This window comes from Methylococcales bacterium (genome assembly GCA_030949405.1).
In the GTDB taxonomy this organism is placed as follows: Bacteria; Pseudomonadota; Gammaproteobacteria; order Methylococcales; family Methylomonadaceae; genus WTBX01.
Genome location: JAUZSN010000002.1, coordinates 1,478,263 through 1,503,248 on the forward strand (window position 1 = coordinate 1,478,263; position 24,986 = coordinate 1,503,248).

The window sequence follows — 24,986 nt, forward strand, 5'->3', positions numbered from 1 at the left end:
TTATATTTACCATTGGCAGAAGCCGAGTTTCTGGCAAAACTAGTGGTAGGCAAAAAACTGATGCCGCTCATCAATAAAACTAATAAAATTTTTATTTTCATCTTATACTCCCGTCAAAGAACACACACCCTATAACCTAACTATTGATGATTCCAATGATGGATAATCGTTTAAGTTATTTTAGACACGATTCTACGTTAATCAAATTTAAACGCTATCCGTCGTCGTTGTTATTTTTTTAAATTCACCTCCGCTTTATGATAATTCTTTGTTAGAAAAGTCATCAACGGCAATCGCTTTAGAGCGGGCTATTTCTGCTATCGTTAATAGTTCGGCCTCGTTTGCAGAAATAATCTTTTTCGCTAATGCCTCTTTTATGAGTTGTTCTTGGGAAAGTCCTTTTGATAATTGTTTTTGTTTCTTAGCCTCATGTAATTTTTTTTCTACGCTCGCTGCGTTTAAAACTGCTTGAAAGGCTACTTCAAGTCGTCCCGTTGCATCATCAGGGTTATTATTAATATAAATACCCGCAGTCAGTCGGTCTCGTGTCGCCGAATCGTCTAATAACAGTCTAGCAATTTTTTCTTCAAGGGCATCGTTAGGCTCTGATAACCGCTTTCCTAATGGAAATAAAATAAGGCGAAGTGCATAGACTACGGGGGCGAAAGGTAATTTATCTAATAAGGCCGCTAAAGCTTGCTGGACTTGAAACAGCGTATGCTGACATGCCCAATCCATCAGCGGTTTATCCTCTTGTAAACTTCCTTGTTCTTTATAGTGCTTGAGTACACAAGAACATAAATAAAGATTACTTAAGGCATCGGCAAAACGTCCTGAAATTCGTTCTTTACGTTTTAATGCCCCGCCTAACGTTAACAAACCATAATCACTGAGTAAGGCGAAAGCCACACTAAAACGGCTAATCAGTTGGTAATAACGTTGCGTGTCTTTATCGGCTTTAATCTTTAACCAATGCGCATTCGTTAACGCTAACCACGCCGTTGCCGCTAAATTATGTAGACTAAACCCTGCATGTTGAAATAATAAGCGATCAAATTCAGGAAGATCATTCGTATCTAACGCGGCGATTTCTTTTTGAATAAAGGGGTGACAGCGCACCGCCCCTTGTCCAAAAATCATCATTGTTCGCGTCAGTATATTTGCCCCTTCCACGGTAATGCTCACAGGAATCACTTGATATAAACGCCCCATATAGTTTTTAGGCCCTAAACAAATCCCCGATCCCCCTTGTACATCCATGCCATCATTTAGAACCCCTCGCATTCTTTCGGTTAGTTCATACTTGATAATGGCTGAAATGACCGAGGGTTGTTTCCCTGCATCTAATGCGGCCACGGAAATTTTACGCGCGGCATCAATAAGGTAAGTTTGCCCTGCGATACGAGCTAAAGCTTCTTGTACGCCTTCAAATTCGCCAATAGGTAAATTAAATTGCTTACGAATGCGTGCGTAAGCGCCCGTATTACGACTGGTAAATTTTACCGCAGCGGTGCTTAACGCAGGGAGTGAAATAGCTCGACCCGTTGCTAAACATTGCATCAGCATTTTCCAACCATTACCGACTTGAGCTTGCCCACCGATAATCCAGTCCATCGGGATAAAAACATCTTTACCCCAATTAGGCCCATTTTGAAAAGCTGAATCTAATGGGAAATGCCGCCGACCAATAGAAACGCCCTTGGTTTTGGTGGGAATTAAAGCCACAGTGATCCCTAATTCTTTTTGATCGCCGATTAATTGATTGGGATCATAAAGTTTAAATGCCATGCCTAATACTGTGGCAACAGGGCCTAACGTAATATAACGTTTATCCCAATTTAGGCGAATGCCCAAAACATTATTTTTACCTTCAAATTTTTGTTGGCAAACAATGCCTGTATCAGGAATTGAGCCTGCATCACTCCCTGCATTCGGGCCTGTTAATGCAAAGGCAGGTATATCTTTACCAATAGCTAGGCGGGGTAAATAATAGTCTTTTTGTGCTTCCGTTCCATAACCCAACAGCAGTTTAGCAGGGCCTAAAGAGTTTGGCACCATGACGGTAACCCCTGCACTGGTACTTCGACTGGCAATTTTTATCACCACTTCGGAGTGGGCAAAATGTGAAAATTCTAAGCCATCATATTTTTTAGGAATAATCATGCCACAAAATTTATTTTTTTTAATAAAATCCCAGACATCGGCGGGTAAATCTTGATGTTTATGGGTGATTTCCCAATCATTTAACATGGCACAAAGTGTTTCAACAGGCCCCTCAATAAAGGCTTGCTCTTCCTTCGTTAAGGTTACTTCAGGTAAATCATCCAAAACTGTCCAGTTCGGGTCGCCTGAAAATAACTCAGCCTCCCACCAAGTATCGCCTGCTTCCAAGGCTTCACGTTCTGTTCGTGAAATTTTTGGAATGGCCATTTGCATAATTTTAAACGCGTGCTGACTAATAAAATGTTGTCTTAAAGAGGGAAAATTAAGGACACTGGCGGTCATTAAAAAGACAATCCAAATAAGTTGCGTGCCGATACTAAAGTCACCTTGTAACGTGACCATAAATAAGAGGGCGGCTAATACCGCCGTGTTGATGGGTAATGAGGCTTTAAAATAAGCTAAAGCCCAGAGAATAACGAGTAATATAAGTAACCAAAACATGATTCTTCTCCTTGATTTAGAGCGTTATTATTATTTTTAAATGGAGACCTTAAAAAAGGAATTAACGGGATTTAAGATTGCGTACATTTTAAAAAATGTTCTGGAACGATGACTTTAATCGCGGTTCCAAATCGTTATCGGTTACTTTTTAATTCCGCAGTGGTTTTCCTGTCGCTAACATGTGTTCTAAACGAGCGACGGTTTCAGGTTGTTTAACTAGGTGTAAAAATGCGTCTAACTCTAATGCTAATAAATCCGCTTCCGTGAGCGGTTTCGTCATATCACTGTCGCCTCCACTTAAAATAGTTCCTAACGCCGCTGAGATTTTGACATCATAAGCACTCGCTTTGCCCATCAACTGAAAAGCTTTCGTCCCCATTTCTAATAAAATTTGCGCACTTTTACCCGCTAATGAGTAGGTACAGGGTTCAGGGGGGTGATAATTTTTGATAAGGCTAAGGGCTTTGGCTTTCGCATCGGCTAATAAACGAGCCTTATTCATGCTAATACCATCGTCTGCGGATAAAAATAATAATGTTTTGGCATCAAACGCAGACGTTGATACCTTCGCTAAACCAATCGTTTGAAAGGCTGCAACCGTCGGAGGAATTGAGCCACCAAAACGTTTAGGTTGCTGAATTTGCCGACGTAAATATTCTTTACATCCGCCCCAACCTGGAATTAATCCGACGCCGACTTCAACTAAGCCAACATAAAGTTCAGCATGGGCTTGTATCGCATCACAATGGAGTAAAACTTCACAACCTCCGCCTAAAGCTAACCCTGATGGGGCTGCAACAACGGGAAAAGGTGCGTATTTTAATGCGTTATAGGTTTGTTGCCCTGTGTGAATTAAATCGGTCACCGCTTGAAAGTCATTATTTTCTAAGGCGACTAATAGCAGACCTAAATTTGCCCCCGCAGAAAAATTATCGGCCTCGTTATGAATAATTAACGCTGAAAAATCAGTTTTTACTTTTTCAATACTGTCTCTTATTAACGCCATTGAGTCCATATCAAGCGTGTTCATTTTGCTATGAAATTCCAAACAAGCAACGTGGTCGCCAATATCCCATAGACTTGCCGAATGATTACTTAAGACAGGCTGTTGACCTTGTTTTATATCACTTAAGAGCAATACCCCCTCGGCCCGTTTCACGGTTTGATAACCTTGTAAGCATCGATACTGTAATTCTGTTTCACTCACCTTATAAAAAGGATCTTTCGTTTGCAGTAGGGGAGGAATGATGCAGCCATCGGCTTCAAGCTTTTCAACAAACGCGGCAACCCCTAGCTGATCAATTAATTCAAATACCCCATATTCCCAGTTGTAACCCAAGCGCATCGCTTCATCAATTGAGGTTATATCATCACTGATTTCAGGCACTAATGACGCGGCATATAATAAGGTTTTACTCATGACTCGCCACGCATAATCGGCGTATTTATCATTTTCGGTTAATAAACTGGGGAGTCCTGATTTTTTAAGTCGTTTAATTATTTCAAGCTTAGGTTTTTCGCTTAAACGATAGTCTCCTGTCGTTAAATCAATGCCTTCTTTTACCCGCTTGCCATCCACCTTATTTAACCGATAAAATCCCCCTTTTCCCTTACGTCCCGTATAGCCCTCGGCAATCATTTTTTCTAAGAGCGGCGGCATTGAATTAAGCGTTAAAAAGGCATCCTGTTTAGGTAATGCTGTCGTCATGCTTTTGATGACATGGGGCATTAAATCCAAGCCAACTAAATCTAATAGGCCAAAAACTCCTGTTTTAGGAATGCCGAAAGGAATACTTAGCACCGCATCCGCTTCTTCAATCGTTAAACCTAAGTTGATGGCTTCTAAAAGACCGCATTGAATCCAATAAATACCAATCCGATTGCCCATAAACCCAGCGGTATCTTTACAGGAAACACAGCCTTTACCTAAGCGATGATCTGCAAATGTTGTTACCGCTTGAACTAAATCTGTTCGCGTTTGCTCACTCGCGACTATTTCTAATAGGCGCATATAACGGGGTGGATTGAAAAAGTGACTAATGATAAATTGCTGTTGAAATTTAACCGACAAACCCTTCGTTAATAAGGCTAAAGGCAATGTCGATGTATTTGAACTAATGAGCGTGTTTTCAGTACAATGGCGTTGTAGTTTTTGATATAAATTTTGTTTAATCGCCAAATTTTCAATGATGGCTTCGATCACCCAATCAACCTCTTCAAGCTGATATAGATCATCCTCAATATTACCTACCGTAATTAAACGCGCATTACGTGGCTGCATTAACGCAGGCGGGCGCGATTTTAATAATTTTTTGACCGCTGTTTCAGCAATGATATTACGATTTTTAGCGTCTTTAGGCGCAATATCTAACAAATAAACAGGGATACCTGCATTAGCAATATGAGCGGCAATACTCGCGCCCATAACCCCTGCGCCAATGACGGCAACTTTTTTAATGTTCATCAGATGGCCTCCAAAATAGTCGCGATACCTTGTCCACCACCGATACATTGAGTCGCTAAGGCATAGCGTTTTTGTTTACGTTTTAACAAACTTGCCGCTTTCCCTGTGATTCTAGCGCCTGTTGCGCCTAGTGGATGACCTAAAGCAATGGCCCCACCATCCAAATTAAGTTTTTCAGCCGCAATAGGTAATTCATTTAACACCGCTAAGGCTTGGGCTGCAAAGGCTTCATTTAATTCAACGATGTCTAAGTCATCTAATGTTAAATTAGCCCGTTGCAACGCTTTATGGGTTGCTGAAACGGGGGCAATGCCCATAATTTCGGGTAAACAACCTGAAACGGCAATTGATTTAATTAGAGCTAATTTTTCTAACCCTCGCTTATCTGCATAATCTTCACTACAAACTAAGACCGCTGCGGCTCCATCGGTTAAAGGCGACGAGGTTGCCGCCGTTACAGAGCCTTGTGCATTAAAAACAGGATTTAATTGAGCCAATTCATCTAGGGTTGAATCCCCTCGAATACACCCATCCCGATGAATGCTATCGCCATTTTCCAAATGAATCGGGATAATTTCATCATCGAATAAGGCGTGTTGTTGTGCATAAGCGGCTTTTTGTTGACTCAGTAGTGAAAAAACTTCTTGGCTTTCTCGCGTTATTTGATATTTTTGGGCTAAATTTTCCGCTGTTTCACCCATGCTCATATAGGCTTGAGGATAGCTTGAATACAATCTTGGATTGGGCATCATATTGTAGCCCCCCCATCGGCACACGGCTCATTGACTCCACCCCCGCACAAATAAAAGCATCACCCGCCCCCATTTTAATAGCCCCCGCAGCCGTGTGAATAGCTTGCATTGATGAGCCACAAAAACGATTCAGTGTTGTCCCTGCCACCGTTGTCGGAAGCCCCGCTAAAAAAGACAACCAGACGCGCCATATTCATGCCTTGTTCGGCTTCTGGAAAGGCACAGCCTAAAATTAAGTCTTCAATTTCATCAGGATTAACCGCTGTTTTACGAATGAGTCCTTTCACCACTTGTGCCGTTAAATCATCAGGACGCAATTTTAAAAAGGCCCCTTTATGGGCAGGCATAAAAGGTGAACGGCAATACCCTGCAATAACAATATTTTTCATGACAGACTCCTTTATTTATTAACTCAATCAACAATAATTTATTTTATTTTTTGCTTTCATTCGTGCTATAAAAATTAGGGGAGGATAGTTTTTAACGGTTCCAATTTTAATTTATGTAAAAAACGATCAATAACGCGCCAAGTGTTTTCCGAATTATCCATTAAAATGCCATGATGTTGCGTATGAATAATTTCTAATTGTTTATGGGGACTTCCCAATTTTTTAACAAATTCATTGGCACTCTCAATTGATACCACAGGATCATTATCGGCATAAATGACTAAACACGGTAAGGTAATTTCCCCTAAAATAGCTTCAACATCCTGTATTAATAAGCGTAATTCATAAAGACAGGTAATGGGGGTATTTTGATAATTTACGGTGGGGTGTTCTGGCGTATTGCTAACAAAGGATTTGACCGCCTTTAGTGAACTAATATGGCTTAGCAATTTGTTACTCCCATGAAGTAAGGGGACAAACATAAACGTTTTATCAACAAATTTTAAGGGAACGGCAATAACAATGATGGCGACTAAGTTTATCTTAGGCTCGACCGCTAATTTTGCAACTAATCCACCGCCTGTTGAGAATCCGATAGCGATAATATCATCACAATAGCCAGTTAAAATTTGGTAACCCCGCATGACCGAGCTATACCAAGCATGACGATCCTGATCGTGAAGCGCGTGGGGCGATGTGCCATGCCCTTTGAGTCTAATCCCTAAAACAGTATACCCTTGCTGGCAAATGTGTTCGCCATAACCATAGACCTCAGCGGGACTGGCTAATAAACCATGAACTAATAAAATACCGCGTCCATTCGAGTCTTTTGGGTGTAATAAAAAGGGCGAAGAGTCTTCGGTAAATTGTTCTAATTGATTAATTTTACGGTAACGTGATTTATCATAATAATTTTTCTCCCAAGCTAATAAGCGCAGCTCATCATCAAAATACCAGTGGGAAAGTTGCTGTTTTGTCAGCGTATTATAGGTGGTTAACGCGTTTACTAAGGCGGCTCGAACGGCTTTAATCGGGGCGGCTTCGTTATGATAGACCGCAATTAAATTTTCTAAACGAATAGTATCAATAGAGTAGCTAACATAAAGCTTAGGTAGAAATTGATAGTAATGATTATGTTCAATAATTAATTCATTATTTTTAGCTGTAGAAATAAACTGTTCAAAATGTTTGTTTTTTCCCGTAATTAAATCCGTATAATCATTTGGGTTCAATAAACTACGGTGTAAATTAATTGTTTTATTCGTTTGTAGGTATTTAACCGCGCTATAAAGTACGGTATAAAAATGAATCTTTTTAATGGTTGTAAATTCCCTATTAATACAACACATGATTAGGGTGGCCGCAAGATGGCTCAAGTTAATGGTAACCTGTGAATAAATAGCCTTCATGTATTGATTGCGCGTTTTTAAAGTATTTTGTTTAAAATACATCGCTAACAAGGTTTGTTTGTAATTTTTCGGGGTACGATGTAATTTAAAAATTTCATCCAGTGATTTAAAATTATCCGCCGCTTTCGTTAATAAATAGCGATTCCATGGGTAGCAATCTTGATAAGCATCAATAGGGGGGCCTAAATGAATATCCATATCCGTATTTTTAAGCATAATATTTCCCTCGATAATTAACTCTTCCGTTTGCCTAAGCGACAACCCATCCGCAAATAATTCAACGGCTTGTTTTAGCCAGTTTTCAGAGGCTCGCATGGGGTAAAAAGTAATATTTGCAGGGACAATAAGGGTGGGTTTTAAAGCCGCCGTTAGTAATTGTTCAACGCTATCCAGCTTTAACGCTTCTTTCCAGCGCAATAATTCGGAGTGATTTTTTTGGTAGTACGCACGACGAACCGTGGCTTTAAACGTTTCTATTCCCTGCGCTAAAACAGCCGCGCCCGTATGATGTTTACGTCGAACACCATTCTGTCGCGATAAAATACTGTAATGACCTTGGTCGTCCAAAACTCGACGGTCTTTAATCATCCCCCCTTCTGGGAAAATAATAACCTTACGCCCTCGAAAAATTTGTGCGGCTAATAAGGGGAAAAGATTGGGATGATCGTGAGGGAAGACTCCGACATGTTTTAGGTAGCGTGAAAGTAAATTATCCTCTTTAAAAAACTCAGCGGAGGCAATGGCACAACTGTAAGCTCCTGTCCGTTGATAAATTAAAAATTGAGGAATGAAGGTTTCAAAACGTGCGAAATGATTAAAGAGGAAAATATCCCCTTCAAGTGCGTTACCATCTGGGTACAGCTTCATATTAACGCTCAGCATTTTTTTGATTGAGCGAAATACAACACGAGTTTTATCGTAAAGATGGGTATCTATATCATACCAATCTTCAGCATAGTTTTTTTTAGACATAAACACCCCCCTAGATATAACGGCATTAATATTTATTCTACAATAAATAGACTAACTTGTATTGTGTTGAACTTAAAATACTTTTAGGGGCATTGAGGGATAAATTTTTTATTCAGGTACTTATCGAATAATAAAAATTAAGATTAGGGTTGATGGCTCTAAATAAAACCATGCGTCCCGCGCTTAGATTTAACGGCTAACCAATGTTTTAAATAGATTAATTCTTTCGTTTCGTCTAAGTCATCTAACGATTGTCTATTTTTAAGCAAGCGAAAAGCGGAAGATAATACTTTATACTTTTCCCCTATAATCCCAGCACGCCTTAACCCTAATGTATTTAAACGGTAATGTTTAGCAGGATAACCTGCAATTAACATAAAAGGGATCACATCTTTACTCAAGCCTGTTGTCCCTTGAACAATGGCATACGAACCAATACGACAAAATTGGTGAACCATCGCCGATCCCCCCATAAAAACATAATCCCCAATATCGACAAAACCGCCAATGGCCACATTATTGGCAAAAATCGTTTGATTACCCACCGTACAATCATGAGCAACATGGCTATTATTCATAAAATAATTATTTGAACCAATATGGGTCGCTCTCGTTTCAACCGTTGCTCTATGTGCGGTGAACCCTTCACGAAAAATATTATTATCGCCAATAATTAATTCAGAAACTGTCTCCGCCTTAAAACTAATATCTTGAGGAAGTCCGCCAAGAACGACCTGTGGATGTACTTCATTTCCCTTTCCCATTTTTACATAGGGTTGAATAACCGCATGTGACCCAATTTTACAATTATCTCCAATTTCGACCCCAGATTTTATGACGGCAAATGCCTCAATCGTAATGTTTTTTCCTAAAGTTACATTATCTTCAATAATCGCAGTTGAATGAATTTTTTGTTGCATAGTTAAGTCTCTTGTTTAAGTTTGGGGTAAAGCTCTGAAGTCGATTAAAAATAATATTCCAACAATAAACGCATTATCGTTACCAACTTGTTAATTTATCGTTGTAAAATACGGCAAACATCTTAAAGATAAGCGACTAAAAAAGGCATCCTTCATTTAGCTACAAAAAGTAGTTTACACTTTATTTTTAAAAAAATGCGCGGAGTAAAATAGCTTTAGCTATTTCCGTGACTCGCCAATAGCTAAAGCTATTAGACTCCAATTTAAACTGTAAACCGAGAAATGAAGGATGCCCTAAAAAACATGATTTTACGTAGCGTGTTTGCTTTGGGTGATAATTTTAAGTGTTTTATACTATTATATAGTATCTAAATTAATAATAATGACACGATAGTTTTTTAAGTTTTGAGAATGATAATGGGAAATGACACCAATACTGAGCAAGCAGATAAAGAAGACGATAAGATCACTAATGTTATGCCAATTAAAGAAACAAATACATCAACGAGCGATCACGAGGAAGATGAAGTGGTTTATGAATTGATTGAAGAAAAATCAGATCAGGTTGAAAATTCAGCTGTTGATGAAAGTTCGGCGGCTGATGAAAATTTGGCGGCTGATGAAAATTCATGGCAAGAACAAATTAAGCAATTACAAGAAACGCAAGCATTGATGGCATTGCAATTAGAGAGTGCATTTACCGCCTCTGATCGCTTAGCCAGACAATTAAAAAAAGAACGTCATGCTCGACGCGCATCGGTTACGAGTTATGTGGCATTAACAATGGGTGGATTGGCTTTAATTATTGGAGCTACGTCCGCGTTTTTTGCAGGAAGTTTACAACGTGATGTGACTGAATTATCAACAACCATTTCAACGTTGGAACAGCATAAACACCCGAGTGACCCTATCAATGTCGCCAGTACCAAGTATATTCATGCACGTCTTGATGATTTAGCCATCAAACTTAATAAGGTTTTTGCTGAACAAGAGGCTACTGAAAAAAAGGCGAAACTCAGTTCCTCAGTAACTAATTTACCCGATAAGGAAAATAAAAATAAAGCGGTTGTTAAACCAAAAACCATTACCCCTCCCATTTTAGAAACGACCGTTCCTGCTAAAATAATTAAATTAGAGGATAAAACTGTTAAAAAGAATTTAACAACAGAGCCGATAGCAAAACCACCGACCATAAAGCCACAGGAAAAAAAGGAGCCTATCCGTAAGCCGAAGGTTCAAACAGAATTAATTCCTGACGTTATCAAAAATAAACCCGAAATCAAACCTGTCATTAAAAAAGAGTGGGTTGTAGCTTTAGGCTCTTACAAAAATTCATTAACCGCCTCAAAAAATGCAAATGAATACCGAAAAGCTGGGGTTCCTGTTGTTATTTCTAAAGTAAATACGCAAGGGCAAACGTGGCATCGGTTATTAACAAAACCGTTTAGTTCTCAACAAGAAGCAACGCTTTATGCGGAACGGGTTAAAAATCAGCTTAAAATTGAGTCTATTTTAGTCACTAAGCAGTAATACAATTTAGCGTACAAACGAGGACTACCACCTTAAGACGGGGCAAGTTGAGGACGAACGGTTAAGCCTTGCTCTATAGTGTCCCGTCTTAAGTTGATAGCTCAAACGAGGACTTGTACGCTAACCCCCCCTAAAAATGATATACCATTACTTTAATCTACAAAAAAATACCGATTATGACTCAACTTATCCCGCTTATTATTTGTAATGAAAAGAATGACTCCCATAAAAAAAACACGACTCTTTATTCTAACCATCAAGAAATAACCGCCTTGGGTTTTAATCAGCCGCCAGCTATTGATGACTTGATTTCTGCTATTCTATTAAACCCTAATGTTTTACAAGCACATTTAGAGCGTATTTCTTTTTGCTATCAACAGGATTTAACCGATCATTTATTGGCGGCTTTAGTTGATTTCTTAATTATTATGAAAAAAAATGGTTTGGATTTAAAACGCCGAATGATTGAAGGGACTAAGTTTAAACTATCCGCTCAAGATTACAATTATCTTAAAAATGCTTTAGACCTCCCTGCTGATGAAATTAAATTATTGGAAGGAAATGCTTACTCTGTACTAACAAAAGGTTTTATAGGGGTTAGTCAGCTTATAAAAAAATCATCTTAAGTGAGTAGCTGACATACTCGAAGTCCCAATACCTCCCCCCTCTCTCGAATTTTTGAGTTTAATTTTCATTAAGCCTGTGTCATTGAAAATTATTCTTAGCCAAATCAACCTCTAATAGAGCGTTTGACTACGGTTTTATGCTTGTTGTAATAATAAATAACGGTTATCATTATCCTTTTTAGGGGGGGGGAGAGTGTGACGCTTTTAGCTATCGCTTATTTTGGAGTTAGGTTATCAATGCATATTTATCCATATCCTAGTTATAAACGAAAAGATATTATTGGAAAGGTTGTATATCAGCTAGAATTATTTTTGATAATAATAATCTCATTGTTTCTTGAGAATTTTATATATTTGGGGCTTGTTATTATGCTGTGGTTACTATTTATTAGGGATGAGATAGCAGGCTATAGGAAACGAAAAAAAGGATGGTTAGCAAAGTTAGATGATGAATTTCTTTATTTTTACAATTTTAAAAATAAGATTCCAATAAATACTATTCATCGAATAGAAAGGCAGATTATTCGAGGAGAAAAGATTGGTATTAACCTTGTTTTTAAAAACGCTCATGTTCAATCTGAGCAATTTTCGATATTAAATAATGAACAACACGATGAACTTGTTGCATTTCTTAACCGTTCAATAACCTAACCAGTGATTAGGGTGTCAAATGTTAATTTTTATTATTGCCTTGATTTCAAGTTATTGTTTTAAATCTAAAATTTAACCATTATTTGGCTCTTAAAGCGGTTAGGTGAAAAATATGAGAAATATTATAGTCAAGAAATGGTGGGTTTAGGGCGTGGAATGTAGGTAAACATGTTTTTATCCATAAATAAGCAAAAAATGAAGTTTTTTTTATTATTCTCTGTTATCGCCGCTTTTATATTAAGCTTTAGTTTACGTTCAACGCAGATAGAAGAACAATTTATTAATTTAGCTGTCGAAGAAAACCTTCATTATTTACCAGACGCTGTTAAAAATGAGTCTGTTGAAATAAAGGCTATTCTTTTAGATTATGCTGATAATAAGGAATTAGTTCTTGAGTCATGGGTATCATTAAAAAAATATCCGAATAAAGCTGAAAATATTTTCCTTTTATATGGAGAAGAAAAAGAATTTCAAAACGCTTTAATAATGTATGGGGATCACGTTATTCCTGTTACCGATTATTTTTTAAAAAATGAAGATTTTCTTTGGAAAATAAAAGAATCATTTAAAAATAGCCTTTCAAATACTTGGAATTGGATCACTAGTAACAAACAAAAAACTTCGGTCACATTACTTTCACCTGAAAAAAGAGCTTGGTATGCCATTAATTATATTAATGAAGAAGGGCATGGTTTTCTTAGTGAATTCCCAATAGATAAGCATGGCGATGCAAAATGGATGCAAACAACACGATTTTTACGAGGTTTTGGACTCTTTATGACAAGTGGCATTCGTGATTTAGAAACAAAATACAAAACTAAACAAGAAATAACAGGAGGCGATATATTTTGGGCGAGTTTTGATGTTATAGCCTTAACAAGTGGTTTTAAATTACTAAAATCTAGTAAAGCCTTATCGGTTTCAAAGGCAGTCCGCTCTGGAAAAAAACTATCCATGTTCAGAAAAGCTAGAGTTTTTACATCTAAATTTTTGAAAACCAAAACAGCACAAAAAATGGTGAAATATGGGGCTTTTGCTACAACGGCATATATTGCCATCGCTCATCCCAGTTTAATTAGTCACTTATTTGAAGAAATTGGGTATTTTTTAGGTATCAACTCTTGGGTAGTAAAATTATTTAGTTGGACAACAATCATTTTTATCCTTTTATACCCTTTCACCTGGGGATTTAAATATTTTATTAGACCTTTGATATGGCTAATGAAAACTTTTATATCATGGGGAATTAAGATTGAGGCGTTTATATATAAAAATAATTTTCAATTAAAATCTACAAAAAAAAGGCGTTGATAAGTAATTCTAACATTAAGAATAAAATAACCCACATTCTCTGTACACGGCTACCCGTTTAAGAAGGGTTAACCTCAACTTGTCTCGTCTTAAGTTGGTAGCCGAAATGGGCGAGTTACCGCTTCCTAGAAATAGTCGAAAGCGTGTGTTTTCTAACCCTTTGAAATTGCTGAATGTCCCGTCTTAAATTGGTAGCCAAAATCTCGCAATAATTAGACTGAGATTATCACTGCTTACAGACTCAGTTTTTTCTACAGTGTTTTGAATTTGTGGTGTGGATGCTGTCGCTGGGGAGGGCAAGCCATTAACATGCTTCATAGCACGTTTTAAGTTAGCTTCTTCTGTTGCTGAGAGGCTAGTAAGAAATTCTTGGATAACTTCAGGATTTCCATAAGGTGAGGAGTCCGCTAATTTTTCAGCATTATCTAGTTTTTCCAGTAACCGCTATCTATGCTCTAGCTTTTCAACTTCTTGCTCGACTTTATCAATATCCATAATAACGTATAGTTTTCTTGCTTTTTGTAAGGCAATACGACGACTTCTCGTTTTTAGAGAACGACGAATTTCTCGTTTATGGTTTGAAAAAAGATGTTTTAATTTTTTGGGAATAATAAATCTAAAGTAATAGATTTGATTATGATTTTTGACAATGTAAGATGGGACTTGTATACGAGGGTGTATTACTTTCGTATCCATTGAATTTTTTTAGATTTGTAACTGATGGATTTACAGGACGTAAACCAAAAAATGGCGGAGAAGCAGGGATTCGAACCCTGGGAGGGGATAAACCCTCAACGGTTTTCAAGACCGCCGCTTTCGGCCACTCAGCCACCTCTCCGTAAAGTCAGACTATGATACATGAGGGTTCTATTTTTGACTAGCTTTTATTTAAAATAATTTAGTTTAAACCTGTTTTTATTTTCCTTTTGAAGACAAATATCAAAATAAAGCCGTGGTGGTGCGGTCCGTTCTGTGGAATAACACCCCCTATTTTTAAGCCCTCTCTATTTTGAAATGACCCTTTATAATGCCTGTAAAATGTCATCAAGCAACTGCGGCCCTTTGTAAATTAAGCCACTATAGAGTTGTACTAAACTTGCACCCGCCTCTATTTTTTTCTTGAGCATCGTCTGCTGTCAAAATTCCTCCAGCAGCAATAATCGGAAGGGTTCCTTTTAACTCAGAAGCCAGTGCCTTAACCACATAAGTTGCCTTTTCTTTAACAGGCGCACCACTTAACCCACCTGTTTCGTTCGCTAATGGATGAGCTTTAATCATTTCTCGATCAATTGTCGTATTGGTCGCAATAACGCCATCCATTGAAAATTCACGCAGTAAAAGGGCAATATGTTGAATTTGCTCGTCATTTAAATCAGGGGCAATTTTTACCACTAAAGGGACGTAATGATGATGTTGTTTTTCTAAACTAAGTTGCTCTTCTTTTAATGCAGACAATAGTTTTTTAATTTCACTCCCTTGCTGTAATTGTCGTAAATTTTTTGTATTCGGTGACGATATATTAAGGGTTATGTAACTCGCATGAGCATAACTTTTACGCAAGCTGATTAGGTAATCCGTCACCGCCTCTTCTATCGGGGTGTCAAAATTCTTACCAATATTAATCCCTAGAATTCCTTGATAACGACTTTTTTGAACTTGAGTTGTTAAGTAATCAACGCCTAAGTTATTAAATCCCATTCGATTAATAATTGCCTGATGCTCTGGTAATCTAAATAAGCGCGGCTTGGGATTTCCAGCTTGCGCTTTTGGGGTGACGGTGCCTATTTCAATGAAGCCAAATCCTAAGGCGGCTAAGGCATCAATATAATCGCCATTTTTATCCAAACCTGCTGCTAACCCAACCGCATTTTTAAAGTTAAGCCCCATCACGGTAACGGGTTTGTCACTATGACGGGTAGTCGTTAAGCGGGAAAGCCCTGTTTTTTCTGAATATTTTAATAATTTTAAGGTGAGTGTATGCGCTAATTCGGGGTCAAGTTTGAATAAGGCAGGTTTTAATAAGGGATATGGGTTCATAAAATCTAGTCAAGACGGGTAAGTTGGTAAGGTTCTGGATTAAGACAGGGTTCTCTTTTTAAAATTAAATCGGTCATTAATTGTGCGGAAGCAGGGGCCATGACTAATCCATTTCTAAAATGTCCAGCATTAATACTTAAGTTTTCTATTTCAGGATGATTATCTATATAAGGGACCCCATATTTAGTTCCAGGACGTAATCCTGCCCAATGATGAATAATGGCTTTATTTTTTAACGTGGGCATCAATGTCACCGCAAATTTCTTTAAACTTTCTTTTGCTTCTGCGGTGGTTGATTTATTAAAGTCCGTATTTTCAACGGTGCTTCCTGCTAAAATTTTACCATCTCGGCGTGGAATTAAATAATGACTTCCATCTAAAATCATCGTGTTTAAATCATTTACATTAGCATCAAATAATAACATTTGTCCTTTGACTGGGTTAATATTAATTGGGTTATTAGACGGTAAAAGTTTTTGGCTTAATTTTCCTGTCCACGCCCCTGTGGCTAATAGCAGATGATTAATAGAAAAATTTCCCTTAGAGGTCTTAATTTGGCTAATACGGTTATTCTTAAATGAAAAATCAGTCAAGGTACAATTTTCTATAAATTGCACGTTGGGATGCTGAACTAAAAATTGCTTAAGTGATTTTAATAAACGTGGATTACGTGCTTGAGCAATTGTAGGCAGCCATAATGGATTGAATGGCGTTGTATTAAATGATTTAAACAAGGCTTCATTTGCAAGTTGATAATCAATTTTATAGTGCTGACACCATTCAGTGGCTTTATTTATATCGTCATTTTTACTGATTAATAAACCACAATCATTCCATTCTGGGTCTATTTGAGTTGCTTGGATTAATTGCTGACTTAATAAAGGGTAAAGGCTTAAACTCTGTTTAACTAAATCACTAATCGCTGATTTTTGTTGCCATGGGTAGAGGGGTAATAAAATACCGCCACCGGCCCACGATGATTCTAAACTTTGCTGATTCTTTTCGATAATACTGACGCTAAGCCCTGTTTCTATTAATGCCTTTGCTGTTAATAAACCGATAATGCCACTGCCAATAAGGGTGATGTCTGTTATTTTTTTCATCGCTAGTAGTAAAAGACTTTAGGAGGCAAGCATCGTATCAGGGCCAATAGACTCATGACAAGGTGATTATTAGAATGTAAATTAATAATTTTTGTTGTTTTTTTTAAACAAATAACATTTATTGTTTATCTTATTACAGTTAGTTATTGAAATAAAAGGATTAAATAGCATTGGCTAAAAAGCCGTAAAACTTGTAAGTAAACCTATTTATTGCTATCATTTGTTCCGTCAAAGAAACTTATTGTTGTATTACAACAAATAGATTTAATAACAAATAACCTCTTGAAGGGCGGGACTGATGACATTTAAAAAAAGTAAGATTGCGCTGGGCGTTGCCACAGCCACGTTGACTTTAGCGGCGGCGATGGTTTCTCCGTATGCCACGGCGGGTAGTAAATCGGCACATCATGCAGAAGTACGTGATTTACAGCATCAAGTTGATGAAATGGCTAACATGATGCGTTCTATGCAATCAGAATTAGCACGTGTAAAAGCAAAAGGCAGTAAAACGGATAATGGGGTTCAGGAATTAGATCAGTGGATGTCTTCTGTAAAAGCGGCTCCTGTTAAAACAGACACAAAAGATAACATGGTTATTTTTCGTGGTGGTTGGGCGCATACTAATGATAACCGTGGTGGTGATTTAGGTGTTACAGGAACAGGTTCGGGCTTATTAGATGCTTCTGCCATTGGTGTTCCAACAACAGGGGGTTCAGGTGATCCTCTTGTTGGTGTTGCGGGTGGATTAAACGCTTTCCTTGGTGGCGGTGATAATACATCGGATAAAGATGCTTGGTATTTTGGTGTCGGCTTTGATTTCAACATCAACAATGATTTATTTGGCTTGATGGATGATACAGAAGTTGCTGCTGAATTAATGCTTGAGTACAAAGAACTTTCTGATGATACGCATAGCTTGTTAACAGGTCAAAATGTTACTGTTAATCAATTAACGATTTCAGCATCGCCAAAAATAAAATTCTTAAAAGGTAGCAAATTTAGACCTTGGTTGATTCCAATTGGTTTTGATTTGAATATTATTAGCCCTCCTTCAGGTGCAGTAACAGTTATGAATCCAGGGGTTGTTTTCGGCGCAGGTGCTGATTATCAAGTGATCGATAACATTTATGTGGGTGCAGATGCCCGTTATCATCTAACGGCTGATGATATTGATGGTGTTGAAACAGATGGCTTTACTTTGGGTGCTTATTTAGGTTTAGGCTTCTAAATTTAGTTTATCTAAATGCTGTATAGCGGAAAGGAAGGTGTAAAAACCTTCCTTTTTTTGTATTAAAAATAGTGAAATAGGTATGATAGGCACGCTAAGGCGTAATAATTGAATATCATCCGAAACTTTAGTTTGATGTTGTAGACCCATTTTCGGACGATTATTAATCGCTTATTCCTAAATCAGGCTGTTTTTCAATTGAATATATAATCTAAAGGCAATTTAATGTGAAATATTTAGGATTATTCTCGCTTTCTGTTTGGCTAATTGCTCAAGGAGTCGGGAATCTTTTTAATATTTCATTTATTAAAGACGAAAAAATACTGCCCTATGTTAATTTAGCCGCAGGGGTATTTTTAGTCTTATGTATTATTAAAATAAAACGTGGGGAAATTGGTTTATTATTTCTTGGAATTTGGGCCGTTTTACAAAGCAGTCTATTTTTATTTAATTTTAGTTTTCCTTATAGTAATATGGTGGTTCATTCCTTAGGAATTATTGCAGGCGCATTTTTAATTTTTAAAATATAATCTATTGACTTCAATCTTAAGCATTTCAATGAAAAAAATATCTCGGTTAGTGCCACTTATCTTTGCTGTTATTGGGATAGTTTTATCTGAGGACGTTCCACAACAAATTCCTCATATTAAACAAAAAATAATAAGTCCAAAAAAAATAACTAAAAAACCCTCGCCCAAAAAAATTGTTAAGCCATTATTAGATGTGTCAGGTTTCCAGTGTGAGGCTAAAAAAACGTGTTCACAAATGAGTTCTTGTGCAGAAGCTCTGTTTTATTTAAAAGAATGTGGTGTGAAAAGGCTTGATGGGGATAAAGATTTGATTCCTTGTGAGGGAACAAAGTGTCTTCACAAGTAAACGTTTTGAAATTATTCGTCCGCGTGATTGACTACGCCGTGAGGTACGTGAGCAGCGGTAATTTTATGATCACTTGCTGATTGACAATGCCCTTGCTGGTCATCAAAAAATATATCAGCTCCGAACGCATTTAAAAAGGGGCCTTTAGGCAATCCTCCTAAGAATAAGGCTTCGTCAATGCGTATTCCCCATAATCGTAAGGTTCTCACAACGCGTTCATGTGTAGGGGCGGCACGGGCGGTGACTAAGGCCGTTCTTATGGGCGAATCATTAGGATCAAAATGGGCCTGTATTCGTTGCAAAGCACTTAAAAAATCTTTAAAGGGGCCACCCGATAACGGAGTTTTTGCTTCATGACGTTCATTTTCGGTAAACGCATCTAATCCTTGTTGTTGATAAATGCGTTCGGATTCATCAGAAAATAAAACGGAGTCGCCATCAAAGGCAATACGTAATTGTTCCGAATGATTTTCATTGGTTCCTGAAATAATCGTGGCGGCGGCAAACCCTGCCTCTAAGGCTTTAATAACATCGTCTGTATTGGTGGATAAAAATAGATGAGCGGAGAAGGGAGAAATATAAGCATAAGGTGACCGCCCACTGGTAAATGCGGCACGGGTTATGTCAAGTTCATAATGACGAATAGCGTTGAAGATTCTAAGCCCTGTATCGGCACTATTCTGAGATAATAAAATAATTTCAACTAAGGGCGGTTTTGAGCCACCGTTATTAATGGCTAAAAACTTTTGAACCAGTGCAAAGCCTAGACCAGGTTTTAGAATTTCATCTTCATGTTCTATTTGATAACGACAAAAGGCTTCTTTGCCTTCGGTTTCAAAAATTTTATGAGAGGCATCTAAATCAAATAAGGCCCGTGATGAAATGGCAATGATTAACGTTTGCGTGTCCATTTAAGTTCAGATAGAAAGTGCGTCAATCAGATCAATCATAAATTCCATTTCACGGTCATCAATGGTTATCCACGCATCAAAACCTAAGCTTTTTAAAACATCCTGTCCTTCCCTATTTTTGTCCATATTAATTAATAGCGATTGAATTTCATCCTTTTTTTCCGCTAGATTGGGGCTAATTAAGAAGGTATGATGCAGTTCACCGATTTCACTTTGTAATAAAATTTTTAATTGTTTTTTAACCACCCACGATAACTCATCATAAGCTTTTGCCAGAAAAAGCCCCGCATCCATTTTATCTTCTAATAAATTTTTAACAATTAAGACATGATTATCATAAATTGTTTTTTTGATATTGTCCTCTTCCAGATCGATGGCTTCAAGCAACATCATCCCTATCATATTAATATTAGGGTCTTCCGTCATTGCTAATTTAAGATCAGGTTTTAAATCATCAAGACTATTGATACTACTTTCATTATGGGCAACGATAACGGTTTCATCATAATTGCCTGCAACTTTGGCTAGGGGTAAAAAACCTTTATCACGAACCAGCATGGACGCATCAAAAGGATTTACATAGACCAAATCTGCTTCATTACTATACGTTACAATGCGTTGTGCATAAAAATCACTGTATAACTCCAGCTTAATTTTAAGCCCTGTTTGTTGCTGCATCCATTTGTTAAACAAATACCAACCTGAAAGGTAATCAGGTGAAAAATCAGGACTCACCGTAAACCGCTTTGACATGACTTAATCTCCTTTGTTTGACACAGGATAACGTTCCATAAATTCAGCAACGGCTGAAACAGATGGTTTTCGGCGCACTGAGGTATAGCCGACAATAAGACCTTTTCTTATATTAGGGGCAACTGTTACTTTTACCCAATAATAACCGCCATCTTTACGTAGGTTTTTGATCACGCCTTGCCATTTTTTTCCCGTTTGTATGGTGTCCCATAAGCTTTTGAAAATAAGAGAAGGCATGTCAGGATGCCGTAGAATAGAATGGTTGACACCCAGCAATTCCGATTTTTTATAGCCTGACATTTCTATAAACACATGATTAACATGTGTAATAATTCCTTTCGTATTGGTTGTAGAAACAATAATTTTGCCCTCAGGATAAGGCGTTTCTACCGTCGTATAAAGCACATTTCTAGTGCCAACATTATACAAATCAAGTGTTACTTGTTTATATTTACCAATAATATCGCTAGGATTCATGTCTTCTAGCATAAGTATCTGCCCATTCAATTAAACAATGACAACAATTACAATAATTCAGTGATGCTTCCTGCTGCGCGTTTGACATCAAGGAAGATTAACCCTAGTTTTGCATTCGATTTCGCAAGAACGGTTAAAACAGCATCTTTCCCCGCATAAATCATTAAAACATACCCCCCCGCGCCTCTAATTAGGATTTGTTCTAAATGACCTCGATTAAGCTCTTGCGCTGTCCTGTCACCTAATGACAGCATTGCAGCACTCATAGCGGCCACACGATCTTCATCAATGCCACCAGGTAAGGCGGCCGCAATCATTAATCCATCGGTTGAGATGATTCCTGATGCTTCAATATCGGAGGAAGTGTTATTTAGTTCTGTTAATATGGAAGTAAGCATGTCTGCTCGCATTGTTATACCCTCTTTTCTTTTAAATCAAATAATTTTTAAACGGTGTGTCGACATTATAAACGGGTCGCCTGTCTCTGACATATTTTATTTTTTTAATGACCGTAGTGTATTAAAAATAATACAAAACTTAAAGGAAAAATAGATAATTTGTGATTTAAACCACAGCGATCTAAAAAATAAAAGTCATTGGTCACGCTCGATTATGAATAAAACGTTTATTTATGAATAACGGTGGGTTAACGTCCAAGCTAAAGAAACAAATTCTGGCTGGTTAAAGTAGGGAACGCCTAGAATACTAATGATAAATTGATGCTCGCCAATAAAGAGTGGCCAAAAACCAAGTTGGCTTTTTCCTGTTGCCGTAGCACTACTCCACGCGTGGCTTTCTAAGCCCATATCATTCATGAGTAACCGCGCACTGCGCACCCGTAAACGTGAAATTTCAGCCGCTAGTGCTGAAAATTCTTCGGCTATATCGGCGGTAAAACCATGACTGGCTAAAAAAAATCCCTGATAGTCCGCTAGTAATACCTTGCCTTTAGTTGAGAGTTTACTTAACAGTGACGGTAAAATATCCTCTAATCTTCCCGATGGCGTTTTTATTGCTTCTTTGAGACCCTGAACCCAGCCCAATTTTTGGCATTCATACAGCAAATCAAAGGCTTTATTTTCATCATCAGAATTTGAAAGCATTAATAGGTTGCTTACATTTAATTCAGGGGTTGTTGATTGTTGTAATAAGTTAATCAAAAAAGACTTTATTTCATTTTTATCAGGCGATGACAGCGCGTAATAAACGCCTGCGGGCGTTGGGTAAATATATAAGGATTCGATTAAGGTATATTTACTCATTATTGTCTAATCCTGTGTCTAGTGAATAAAGTAAAGCCTGAGCTAAGATCGACACATCCATTTTCATCTGAGCATCGACTGTAAATAGAGCAGGATTATAATCAAAATGGGTTAAGAAAAAATTCATTTTTTCCCTGATGTACCTTAGAAATGAATTTTGTTATCAACAGTTAGGTTTAGAATACCATAATCTATCCTTATGGATGAGTCCATTTTATGACGTATCGAGGTATTTAGGGTTGCTATGGGATCAATTTTAGTGGGGATAATACGGTAGATTGTTTTAATAGCGGTCATTTTTTTAGTTCTAAGAGGATCTGTAAAAAAATCGGTTGTTTGACCCAATTCAATGCGTATGCGCTATTTATAAATAGACAGGGTTCTTGTTATTTATTGCTTGGGGATTATTTATTTTCTTATCCATTCAATAGTTCGGACAGTTTTTGTAACCCATTGATTTAAAAAATAATTTACCAATACATCTCGTAAATATAAAACCCTTTAAAATCAATGCCTTATAGGATTAAGACCGCTATCTTTTTTAAAACTGTCCGAAGTATTGAAAATTAATGGTTGCAACATCTTTTTTATGTTTATCACTTGAGGTTAAAATCACAATCGTAAAAACCTATAACTCAGAATGATAATTTTTAGCACGGGCAATTTATTCTAACAACACAATGATAATGCAAAAAACGATCATAATGGTCTCCATGACGTTCATGCTGAATATCAATAATCACCCGATTCTTAACATCCTCAGCAAATAAATAAAAATGCGAATTAACCCGACCCATCACAGGATTAAACGGTTTTTCCGTTTCCACATGATCTATCTCCAGCGTAATCCCTAAAACAGCTTGTGCAAACGCGGTAAAAATCTCAGGCTTAGAAAACGCCTTTTTAAACATAACGCCATATTTTAATGAGGCAACTTGTTTCATAAAAATCACTAATCCCTAAAAATTAGTTATACCGCTCTTGCTTTTTCAACCTCTTTTTTTAACTGAGTCGCTAATTCATCATTTGACACAACATTATTTTTAATATCAAAATTATCGTAAAAACTAGGCAGTGAAAAGCTTCCTTTAATAACCCCCTCGAAATAGGGGATTGATTTCATCGCGGTTGATAAGACATTAGAGCCACCGCCTTTTCCTGGGGAAGTTGCTAAAAGCACCATCGACTTACCTTGATAAACTTTAGGATTTATTCTAGAACACCAATCAAAAATGTTTTTATAAGCAACACTGTATGAGCCGTTATGCTCTGCAAAAGAAATAAAAACCGCATCACATTCTTTTATTTTTTCTAAAAACTGTTTTGCTAAGGCTGGCTGCCCAATTTCTATTTCCTTATCTTCACTAAAGATAGGCAGTTCATAATCATTAAGATCTAAGACTTCCGTAGAGACATTTTCTAACAAACTACTTGCATAAGTGACCAATTTTTTATTGATTGATTTAGTGCTATTACTTGCGGCAAACGCGATTATTTTCATTTTGTTTCCTATTCATTTTATTCAAAAGTAAATAATAGACTTGTTCTTTAAGAAGAAGTTAATATATCATGTTAAAATTCCATAGGATAGCCGCTAAAAAAGAAAATAAATCTTTTACACCTTCTTTTTTATTTCTAAACTTGTCAACTAGGCATCTATATCTTTTCATTCCACCGATTACATGCTCAACAATGACTCTTTCACGACTCATCTCTTTGTTTTCTTTTTTTTGATTTTCTGTTAATGTTGGGTTTGGATTATGCTTAGATTTATTTGGTTTTTTATGAGGAATATTTACCGAATTAGTTTTATATTCATTATTAAACCCCAAATAACCTAAATCAATAAATATATTAAAATTACTAAACCAATTTAATTCTGGATTAAATTCTTTTTTAAACATTCCATAATCATGATTTTTACCTGGAAAACTAACCCCAATATATAAAATTAAATGACCTAAAGAAGCTATAGTGGTATTTTTAATTGTATGCTGTTTTTTTACCACTGTAAAATTCATTTTGTTCTTCATAGTCACTAGGGCGTTGTACAGCACGCTCTGTAGCATCTATTATCAATGTTTGAACTCCGCCAAAAGCCTGCTGCATTTCTTCAGGGGTTGAAAAACTTGTTGCAGGTAAAACATTAAATATATCTAACGTCTTTATTAAAATTGGAAATAATTTGTATACATGAGTATGGGCGCATGATTTATTCATATTAAAAGAAAACCCTAAGTGATCGAAAGTAGAATAGCACTTCATATAATTTAATATAAATAATAATTTGTCTGCGGGTTTTTTAATGTGCTATCTAAACCACTACCGTATTTTCTTTCTTTATTTTCATGTTTTTCTTTTTGATCTTCAATAAGGGTCTTTTCAAATAGAGATAATAGTAAAATAAAATGTTCTGTTTTTAATCCTGTTAAAGCTCTTAACTGTCTATCATCATAAATTCTTGGTAAAATTTCTTTTATTTTCATGTTATACTTTGATTTTTATTTTTTATAGAAATTTATTATAAAGCTTATTTATTATTTTTAATAATTTAATTTAAAGTTTATTTATTAGGCTGTATCAACTGATTGTGAATGTTATCAAGTATATATAAGCAATTGATTTTAATATATTTTATTTAGAAGAACAAG

At 36.8% G+C, this 24,986-nt stretch carries 27 protein-coding genes, 1 tRNA gene and 1 pseudogene; 7 read left to right on the forward strand and 22 right to left on the reverse strand.

The window, feature by feature from the left end:
* Positions 1–255 precede the first annotated feature (255 nt).
* The 7 genes from Q9M50_07800 to lpxA form a co-directional block, all read right to left on the reverse strand.
* Entirely contained in the window at positions 256–2,664 is a 2,409-nt protein-coding gene (locus Q9M50_07800) for an acyl-CoA dehydrogenase (GenBank protein MDQ7090534.1), read from the reverse strand.
* Positions 2,665–2,812: 148 nt separating this feature from the next.
* Positions 2,813–5,128, reverse strand: coding sequence for a 3-hydroxyacyl-CoA dehydrogenase/enoyl-CoA hydratase family protein (locus tag Q9M50_07805; protein ID MDQ7090535.1), 2,316 nt, complete (start codon positions 5,126–5,128; stop codon positions 2,813–2,815).
* Complete coding sequence (locus Q9M50_07810; protein MDQ7090536.1) at positions 5,128–5,877, reverse strand: thiolase family protein; 750 nt, start codon at positions 5,875–5,877, stop codon at positions 5,128–5,130. The genes Q9M50_07805 and Q9M50_07810 overlap by 1 nt, the downstream gene beginning before the upstream one ends.
* Positions 5,822–6,028, reverse strand: a complete 207-nt coding sequence (locus tag Q9M50_07815) for a hypothetical protein (GenBank protein MDQ7090537.1) — start codon at positions 6,026–6,028, stop codon at positions 5,822–5,824. The genes Q9M50_07810 and Q9M50_07815 overlap by 56 nt, the downstream gene beginning before the upstream one ends.
* Complete coding sequence (locus tag Q9M50_07820; GenBank protein MDQ7090538.1) at positions 5,955–6,269, reverse strand: hypothetical protein; 315 nt, start codon at positions 6,267–6,269, stop codon at positions 5,955–5,957. The genes Q9M50_07815 and Q9M50_07820 overlap by 74 nt, the downstream gene beginning before the upstream one ends.
* 74 nt (positions 6,270–6,343) lie before the next feature.
* On the reverse strand, positions 6,344–8,650 hold the full coding sequence (locus tag Q9M50_07825; GenBank protein ID MDQ7090539.1) for an alpha/beta hydrolase: 2,307 nt from the start codon (positions 8,648–8,650) through the stop codon (positions 6,344–6,346).
* Positions 8,651–8,808: 158 nt separating this feature from the next.
* Positions 8,809–9,570, reverse strand: a complete 762-nt coding sequence (lpxA, locus tag Q9M50_07830) for an acyl-ACP--UDP-N-acetylglucosamine O-acyltransferase (protein MDQ7090540.1) — start codon at positions 9,568–9,570, stop codon at positions 8,809–8,811.
* A gap of 411 nt (positions 9,571–9,981) precedes the next feature.
* Here lpxA and Q9M50_07835 point away from each other — a divergent pair, with 411 nt between their 5' ends.
* The 4 genes from Q9M50_07835 to Q9M50_07850 all read left to right on the forward strand — a co-directional run bounded on the left by Q9M50_07835 (position 9,982) and on the right by Q9M50_07850 (position 13,688).
* Positions 9,982–11,100, forward strand: coding sequence for an SPOR domain-containing protein (locus Q9M50_07835; GenBank protein MDQ7090541.1), 1,119 nt, complete (start codon positions 9,982–9,984; stop codon positions 11,098–11,100).
* A 176-nt stretch (positions 11,101–11,276) separates the two neighbouring features.
* Positions 11,277–11,726, forward strand: coding sequence for a hypothetical protein (locus Q9M50_07840; GenBank protein MDQ7090542.1), 450 nt, complete (start codon positions 11,277–11,279; stop codon positions 11,724–11,726).
* A 195-nt stretch (positions 11,727–11,921) separates the two neighbouring features.
* A complete protein-coding gene (locus Q9M50_07845) occupies positions 11,922–12,377 on the forward strand; it encodes a hypothetical protein (GenBank protein MDQ7090543.1) in 456 nt (151 codons plus the stop codon).
* 168 nt (positions 12,378–12,545) lie between these two features.
* Positions 12,546–13,688, forward strand: a complete 1,143-nt coding sequence (locus Q9M50_07850; GenBank protein ID MDQ7090544.1) for a hypothetical protein — start codon at positions 12,546–12,548, stop codon at positions 13,686–13,688.
* A 444-nt stretch (positions 13,689–14,132) separates the two neighbouring features.
* On the opposite strand, the gene Q9M50_07855 is transcribed toward Q9M50_07850, so the two are convergent.
* The 4 genes and pseudogenes from Q9M50_07855 to Q9M50_07870 form a co-directional block, all read right to left on the reverse strand.
* Positions 14,133–14,384, reverse strand: a complete 252-nt coding sequence (locus Q9M50_07855; GenBank protein MDQ7090545.1) for a hypothetical protein — start codon at positions 14,382–14,384, stop codon at positions 14,133–14,135.
* 52 nt (positions 14,385–14,436) lie between these two features.
* A tRNA-Ser gene (locus tag Q9M50_07860) sits at positions 14,437–14,526 on the reverse strand.
* Between the two features lie 184 nt (positions 14,527–14,710).
* Positions 14,711–15,725 (reverse strand): annotated as a pseudogene (locus Q9M50_07865) (quinone-dependent dihydroorotate dehydrogenase).
* Between the two features lie 5 nt (positions 15,726–15,730).
* The gene (locus Q9M50_07870; protein MDQ7090546.1) at positions 15,731–16,828 is read right to left on the reverse strand and encodes an FAD-dependent oxidoreductase; all 1,098 of its coding nucleotides are present in this window, start codon (positions 16,826–16,828) and stop codon (positions 15,731–15,733) included.
* Positions 16,829–17,126: 298 nt separating this feature from the next.
* Here Q9M50_07870 and Q9M50_07875 point away from each other — a divergent pair, with 298 nt between their 5' ends.
* From Q9M50_07875 to Q9M50_07885, 3 genes are all read left to right on the forward strand, one after another.
* Positions 17,127–18,056 carry a hypothetical protein gene (locus tag Q9M50_07875; GenBank protein MDQ7090547.1) on the forward strand — a complete coding sequence of 310 codons (930 nt, stop codon included), beginning with the start codon at positions 17,127–17,129 and terminating at the stop codon, positions 18,054–18,056.
* A 227-nt stretch (positions 18,057–18,283) separates the two neighbouring features.
* Positions 18,284–18,586, forward strand: a complete 303-nt coding sequence (locus Q9M50_07880) for a hypothetical protein (protein ID MDQ7090548.1) — start codon at positions 18,284–18,286, stop codon at positions 18,584–18,586.
* A 28-nt stretch (positions 18,587–18,614) separates the two neighbouring features.
* Complete coding sequence (locus Q9M50_07885) at positions 18,615–18,932, forward strand: excalibur calcium-binding domain-containing protein (protein MDQ7090549.1); 318 nt, start codon at positions 18,615–18,617, stop codon at positions 18,930–18,932.
* Positions 18,933–18,943: 11 nt separating this feature from the next.
* On the opposite strand, the gene Q9M50_07890 is transcribed toward Q9M50_07885, so the two are convergent.
* From Q9M50_07890 to Q9M50_07940, 11 genes are all read right to left on the reverse strand, one after another.
* Positions 18,944–19,843, reverse strand: a complete 900-nt coding sequence (locus Q9M50_07890; protein MDQ7090550.1) for a 5'-nucleotidase — start codon at positions 19,841–19,843, stop codon at positions 18,944–18,946.
* Between the two features lie 6 nt (positions 19,844–19,849).
* Positions 19,850–20,596: a phosphate/phosphite/phosphonate ABC transporter substrate-binding protein gene (locus Q9M50_07895; protein MDQ7090551.1), complete on the reverse strand. Its 747-nt coding sequence runs from the start codon at positions 20,594–20,596 to the stop codon at positions 19,850–19,852.
* 3 nt (positions 20,597–20,599) lie between these two features.
* The gene (locus tag Q9M50_07900; protein ID MDQ7090552.1) at positions 20,600–21,085 is read right to left on the reverse strand and encodes a PAS domain-containing protein; all 486 of its coding nucleotides are present in this window, start codon (positions 21,083–21,085) and stop codon (positions 20,600–20,602) included.
* A gap of 35 nt (positions 21,086–21,120) precedes the next feature.
* Positions 21,121–21,483, reverse strand: coding sequence for a roadblock/LC7 domain-containing protein (locus Q9M50_07905; GenBank protein MDQ7090553.1), 363 nt, complete (start codon positions 21,481–21,483; stop codon positions 21,121–21,123).
* A gap of 219 nt (positions 21,484–21,702) precedes the next feature.
* Positions 21,703–22,335, reverse strand: a complete 633-nt coding sequence (locus Q9M50_07910) for a hypothetical protein (GenBank protein ID MDQ7090554.1) — start codon at positions 22,333–22,335, stop codon at positions 21,703–21,705.
* Positions 22,328–22,462, reverse strand: coding sequence for a hypothetical protein (locus Q9M50_07915; protein MDQ7090555.1), 135 nt, complete (start codon positions 22,460–22,462; stop codon positions 22,328–22,330). The genes Q9M50_07910 and Q9M50_07915 overlap by 8 nt, the downstream gene beginning before the upstream one ends.
* 523 nt (positions 22,463–22,985) lie before the next feature.
* Positions 22,986–23,279, reverse strand: a complete 294-nt coding sequence (locus Q9M50_07920; protein MDQ7090556.1) for a hypothetical protein — start codon at positions 23,277–23,279, stop codon at positions 22,986–22,988.
* 26 nt (positions 23,280–23,305) lie between these two features.
* Positions 23,306–23,836 carry an NAD(P)H-dependent oxidoreductase gene (locus tag Q9M50_07925; protein MDQ7090557.1) on the reverse strand — a complete coding sequence of 177 codons (531 nt, stop codon included), beginning with the start codon at positions 23,834–23,836 and terminating at the stop codon, positions 23,306–23,308.
* A 58-nt stretch (positions 23,837–23,894) separates the two neighbouring features.
* Positions 23,895–24,356: a transposase family protein gene (locus Q9M50_07930; GenBank protein MDQ7090558.1), complete on the reverse strand. Its 462-nt coding sequence runs from the start codon at positions 24,354–24,356 to the stop codon at positions 23,895–23,897.
* On the reverse strand, positions 24,319–24,600 hold the full coding sequence (locus Q9M50_07935; GenBank protein ID MDQ7090559.1) for a hypothetical protein: 282 nt from the start codon (positions 24,598–24,600) through the stop codon (positions 24,319–24,321). Before Q9M50_07935 ends, Q9M50_07930 begins: the two co-directional genes overlap by 38 nt.
* Positions 24,601–24,605: 5 nt before the next feature.
* The gene (locus tag Q9M50_07940; GenBank protein MDQ7090560.1) at positions 24,606–24,821 is read right to left on the reverse strand and encodes a hypothetical protein; all 216 of its coding nucleotides are present in this window, start codon (positions 24,819–24,821) and stop codon (positions 24,606–24,608) included.
* Positions 24,822–24,986 lie beyond the last annotated feature (165 nt).

Bases quoted from the DNA above. Each gene is read 5' to 3' on its own strand.
- Q9M50_07800 (MDQ7090534.1), bottom strand. From the start codon at position 2,664: ATGTTTTGGTTACTTATATTACTCGTTATTCTCTGGGCTTTAGCTTAT.
- Q9M50_07805 (MDQ7090535.1), bottom strand. From the start codon at position 5,128: ATGAACATTAAAAAAGTTGCCGTCATTGGCGCAGGGGTTATGGGCGCG.
- Q9M50_07810 (MDQ7090536.1), bottom strand. From the start codon at position 5,877: ATGCCCAATCCAAGATTGTATTCAAGCTATCCTCAAGCCTATATGAGC.
- Q9M50_07820 (MDQ7090538.1), bottom strand. From the start codon at position 6,269: ATGAAAAATATTGTTATTGCAGGGTATTGCCGTTCACCTTTTATGCCT.
- Q9M50_07825 (MDQ7090539.1), bottom strand. From the start codon at position 8,650: ATGTCTAAAAAAAACTATGCTGAAGATTGGTATGATATAGATACCCAT.
- lpxA (MDQ7090540.1), bottom strand. From the start codon at position 9,570: ATGCAACAAAAAATTCATTCAACTGCGATTATTGAAGATAATGTAACT.
- Q9M50_07835 (MDQ7090541.1), top strand. From the start codon at position 9,982: ATGATAATGGGAAATGACACCAATACTGAGCAAGCAGATAAAGAAGAC.
- Q9M50_07840 (MDQ7090542.1), top strand. From the start codon at position 11,277: ATGACTCAACTTATCCCGCTTATTATTTGTAATGAAAAGAATGACTCC.
- Q9M50_07850 (MDQ7090544.1), top strand. From the start codon at position 12,546: ATGTTTTTATCCATAAATAAGCAAAAAATGAAGTTTTTTTTATTATTC.
- Q9M50_07855 (MDQ7090545.1), bottom strand. From the start codon at position 14,384: ATGGATACGAAAGTAATACACCCTCGTATACAAGTCCCATCTTACATT.
- Q9M50_07870 (MDQ7090546.1), bottom strand. From the start codon at position 16,828: ATGAAAAAAATAACAGACATCACCCTTATTGGCAGTGGCATTATCGGT.
- Q9M50_07875 (MDQ7090547.1), top strand. From the start codon at position 17,127: ATGACATTTAAAAAAAGTAAGATTGCGCTGGGCGTTGCCACAGCCACG.
- Q9M50_07885 (MDQ7090549.1), top strand. From the start codon at position 18,615: ATGAAAAAAATATCTCGGTTAGTGCCACTTATCTTTGCTGTTATTGGG.
- Q9M50_07890 (MDQ7090550.1), bottom strand. From the start codon at position 19,843: ATGGACACGCAAACGTTAATCATTGCCATTTCATCACGGGCCTTATTT.
- Q9M50_07895 (MDQ7090551.1), bottom strand. From the start codon at position 20,596: ATGTCAAAGCGGTTTACGGTGAGTCCTGATTTTTCACCTGATTACCTT.
- Q9M50_07900 (MDQ7090552.1), bottom strand. From the start codon at position 21,085: ATGCTAGAAGACATGAATCCTAGCGATATTATTGGTAAATATAAACAA.
- Q9M50_07905 (MDQ7090553.1), bottom strand. From the start codon at position 21,483: ATGCGAGCAGACATGCTTACTTCCATATTAACAGAACTAAATAACACT.
- Q9M50_07910 (MDQ7090554.1), bottom strand. From the start codon at position 22,335: ATGAGTAAATATACCTTAATCGAATCCTTATATATTTACCCAACGCCC.
- Q9M50_07915 (MDQ7090555.1), bottom strand. From the start codon at position 22,462: ATGAATTTTTTCTTAACCCATTTTGATTATAATCCTGCTCTATTTACA.
- Q9M50_07920 (MDQ7090556.1), bottom strand. From the start codon at position 23,279: ATGAAACAAGTTGCCTCATTAAAATATGGCGTTATGTTTAAAAAGGCG.
- Q9M50_07925 (MDQ7090557.1), bottom strand. From the start codon at position 23,836: ATGAAAATAATCGCGTTTGCCGCAAGTAATAGCACTAAATCAATCAAT.
- Q9M50_07930 (MDQ7090558.1), bottom strand. From the start codon at position 24,356: ATGAATTTTACAGTGGTAAAAAAACAGCATACAATTAAAAATACCACT.
- Q9M50_07935 (MDQ7090559.1), bottom strand. From the start codon at position 24,600: ATGAAGTGCTATTCTACTTTCGATCACTTAGGGTTTTCTTTTAATATG.
- Q9M50_07940 (MDQ7090560.1), bottom strand. From the start codon at position 24,821: ATGAAAATAAAAGAAATTTTACCAAGAATTTATGATGATAGACAGTTA.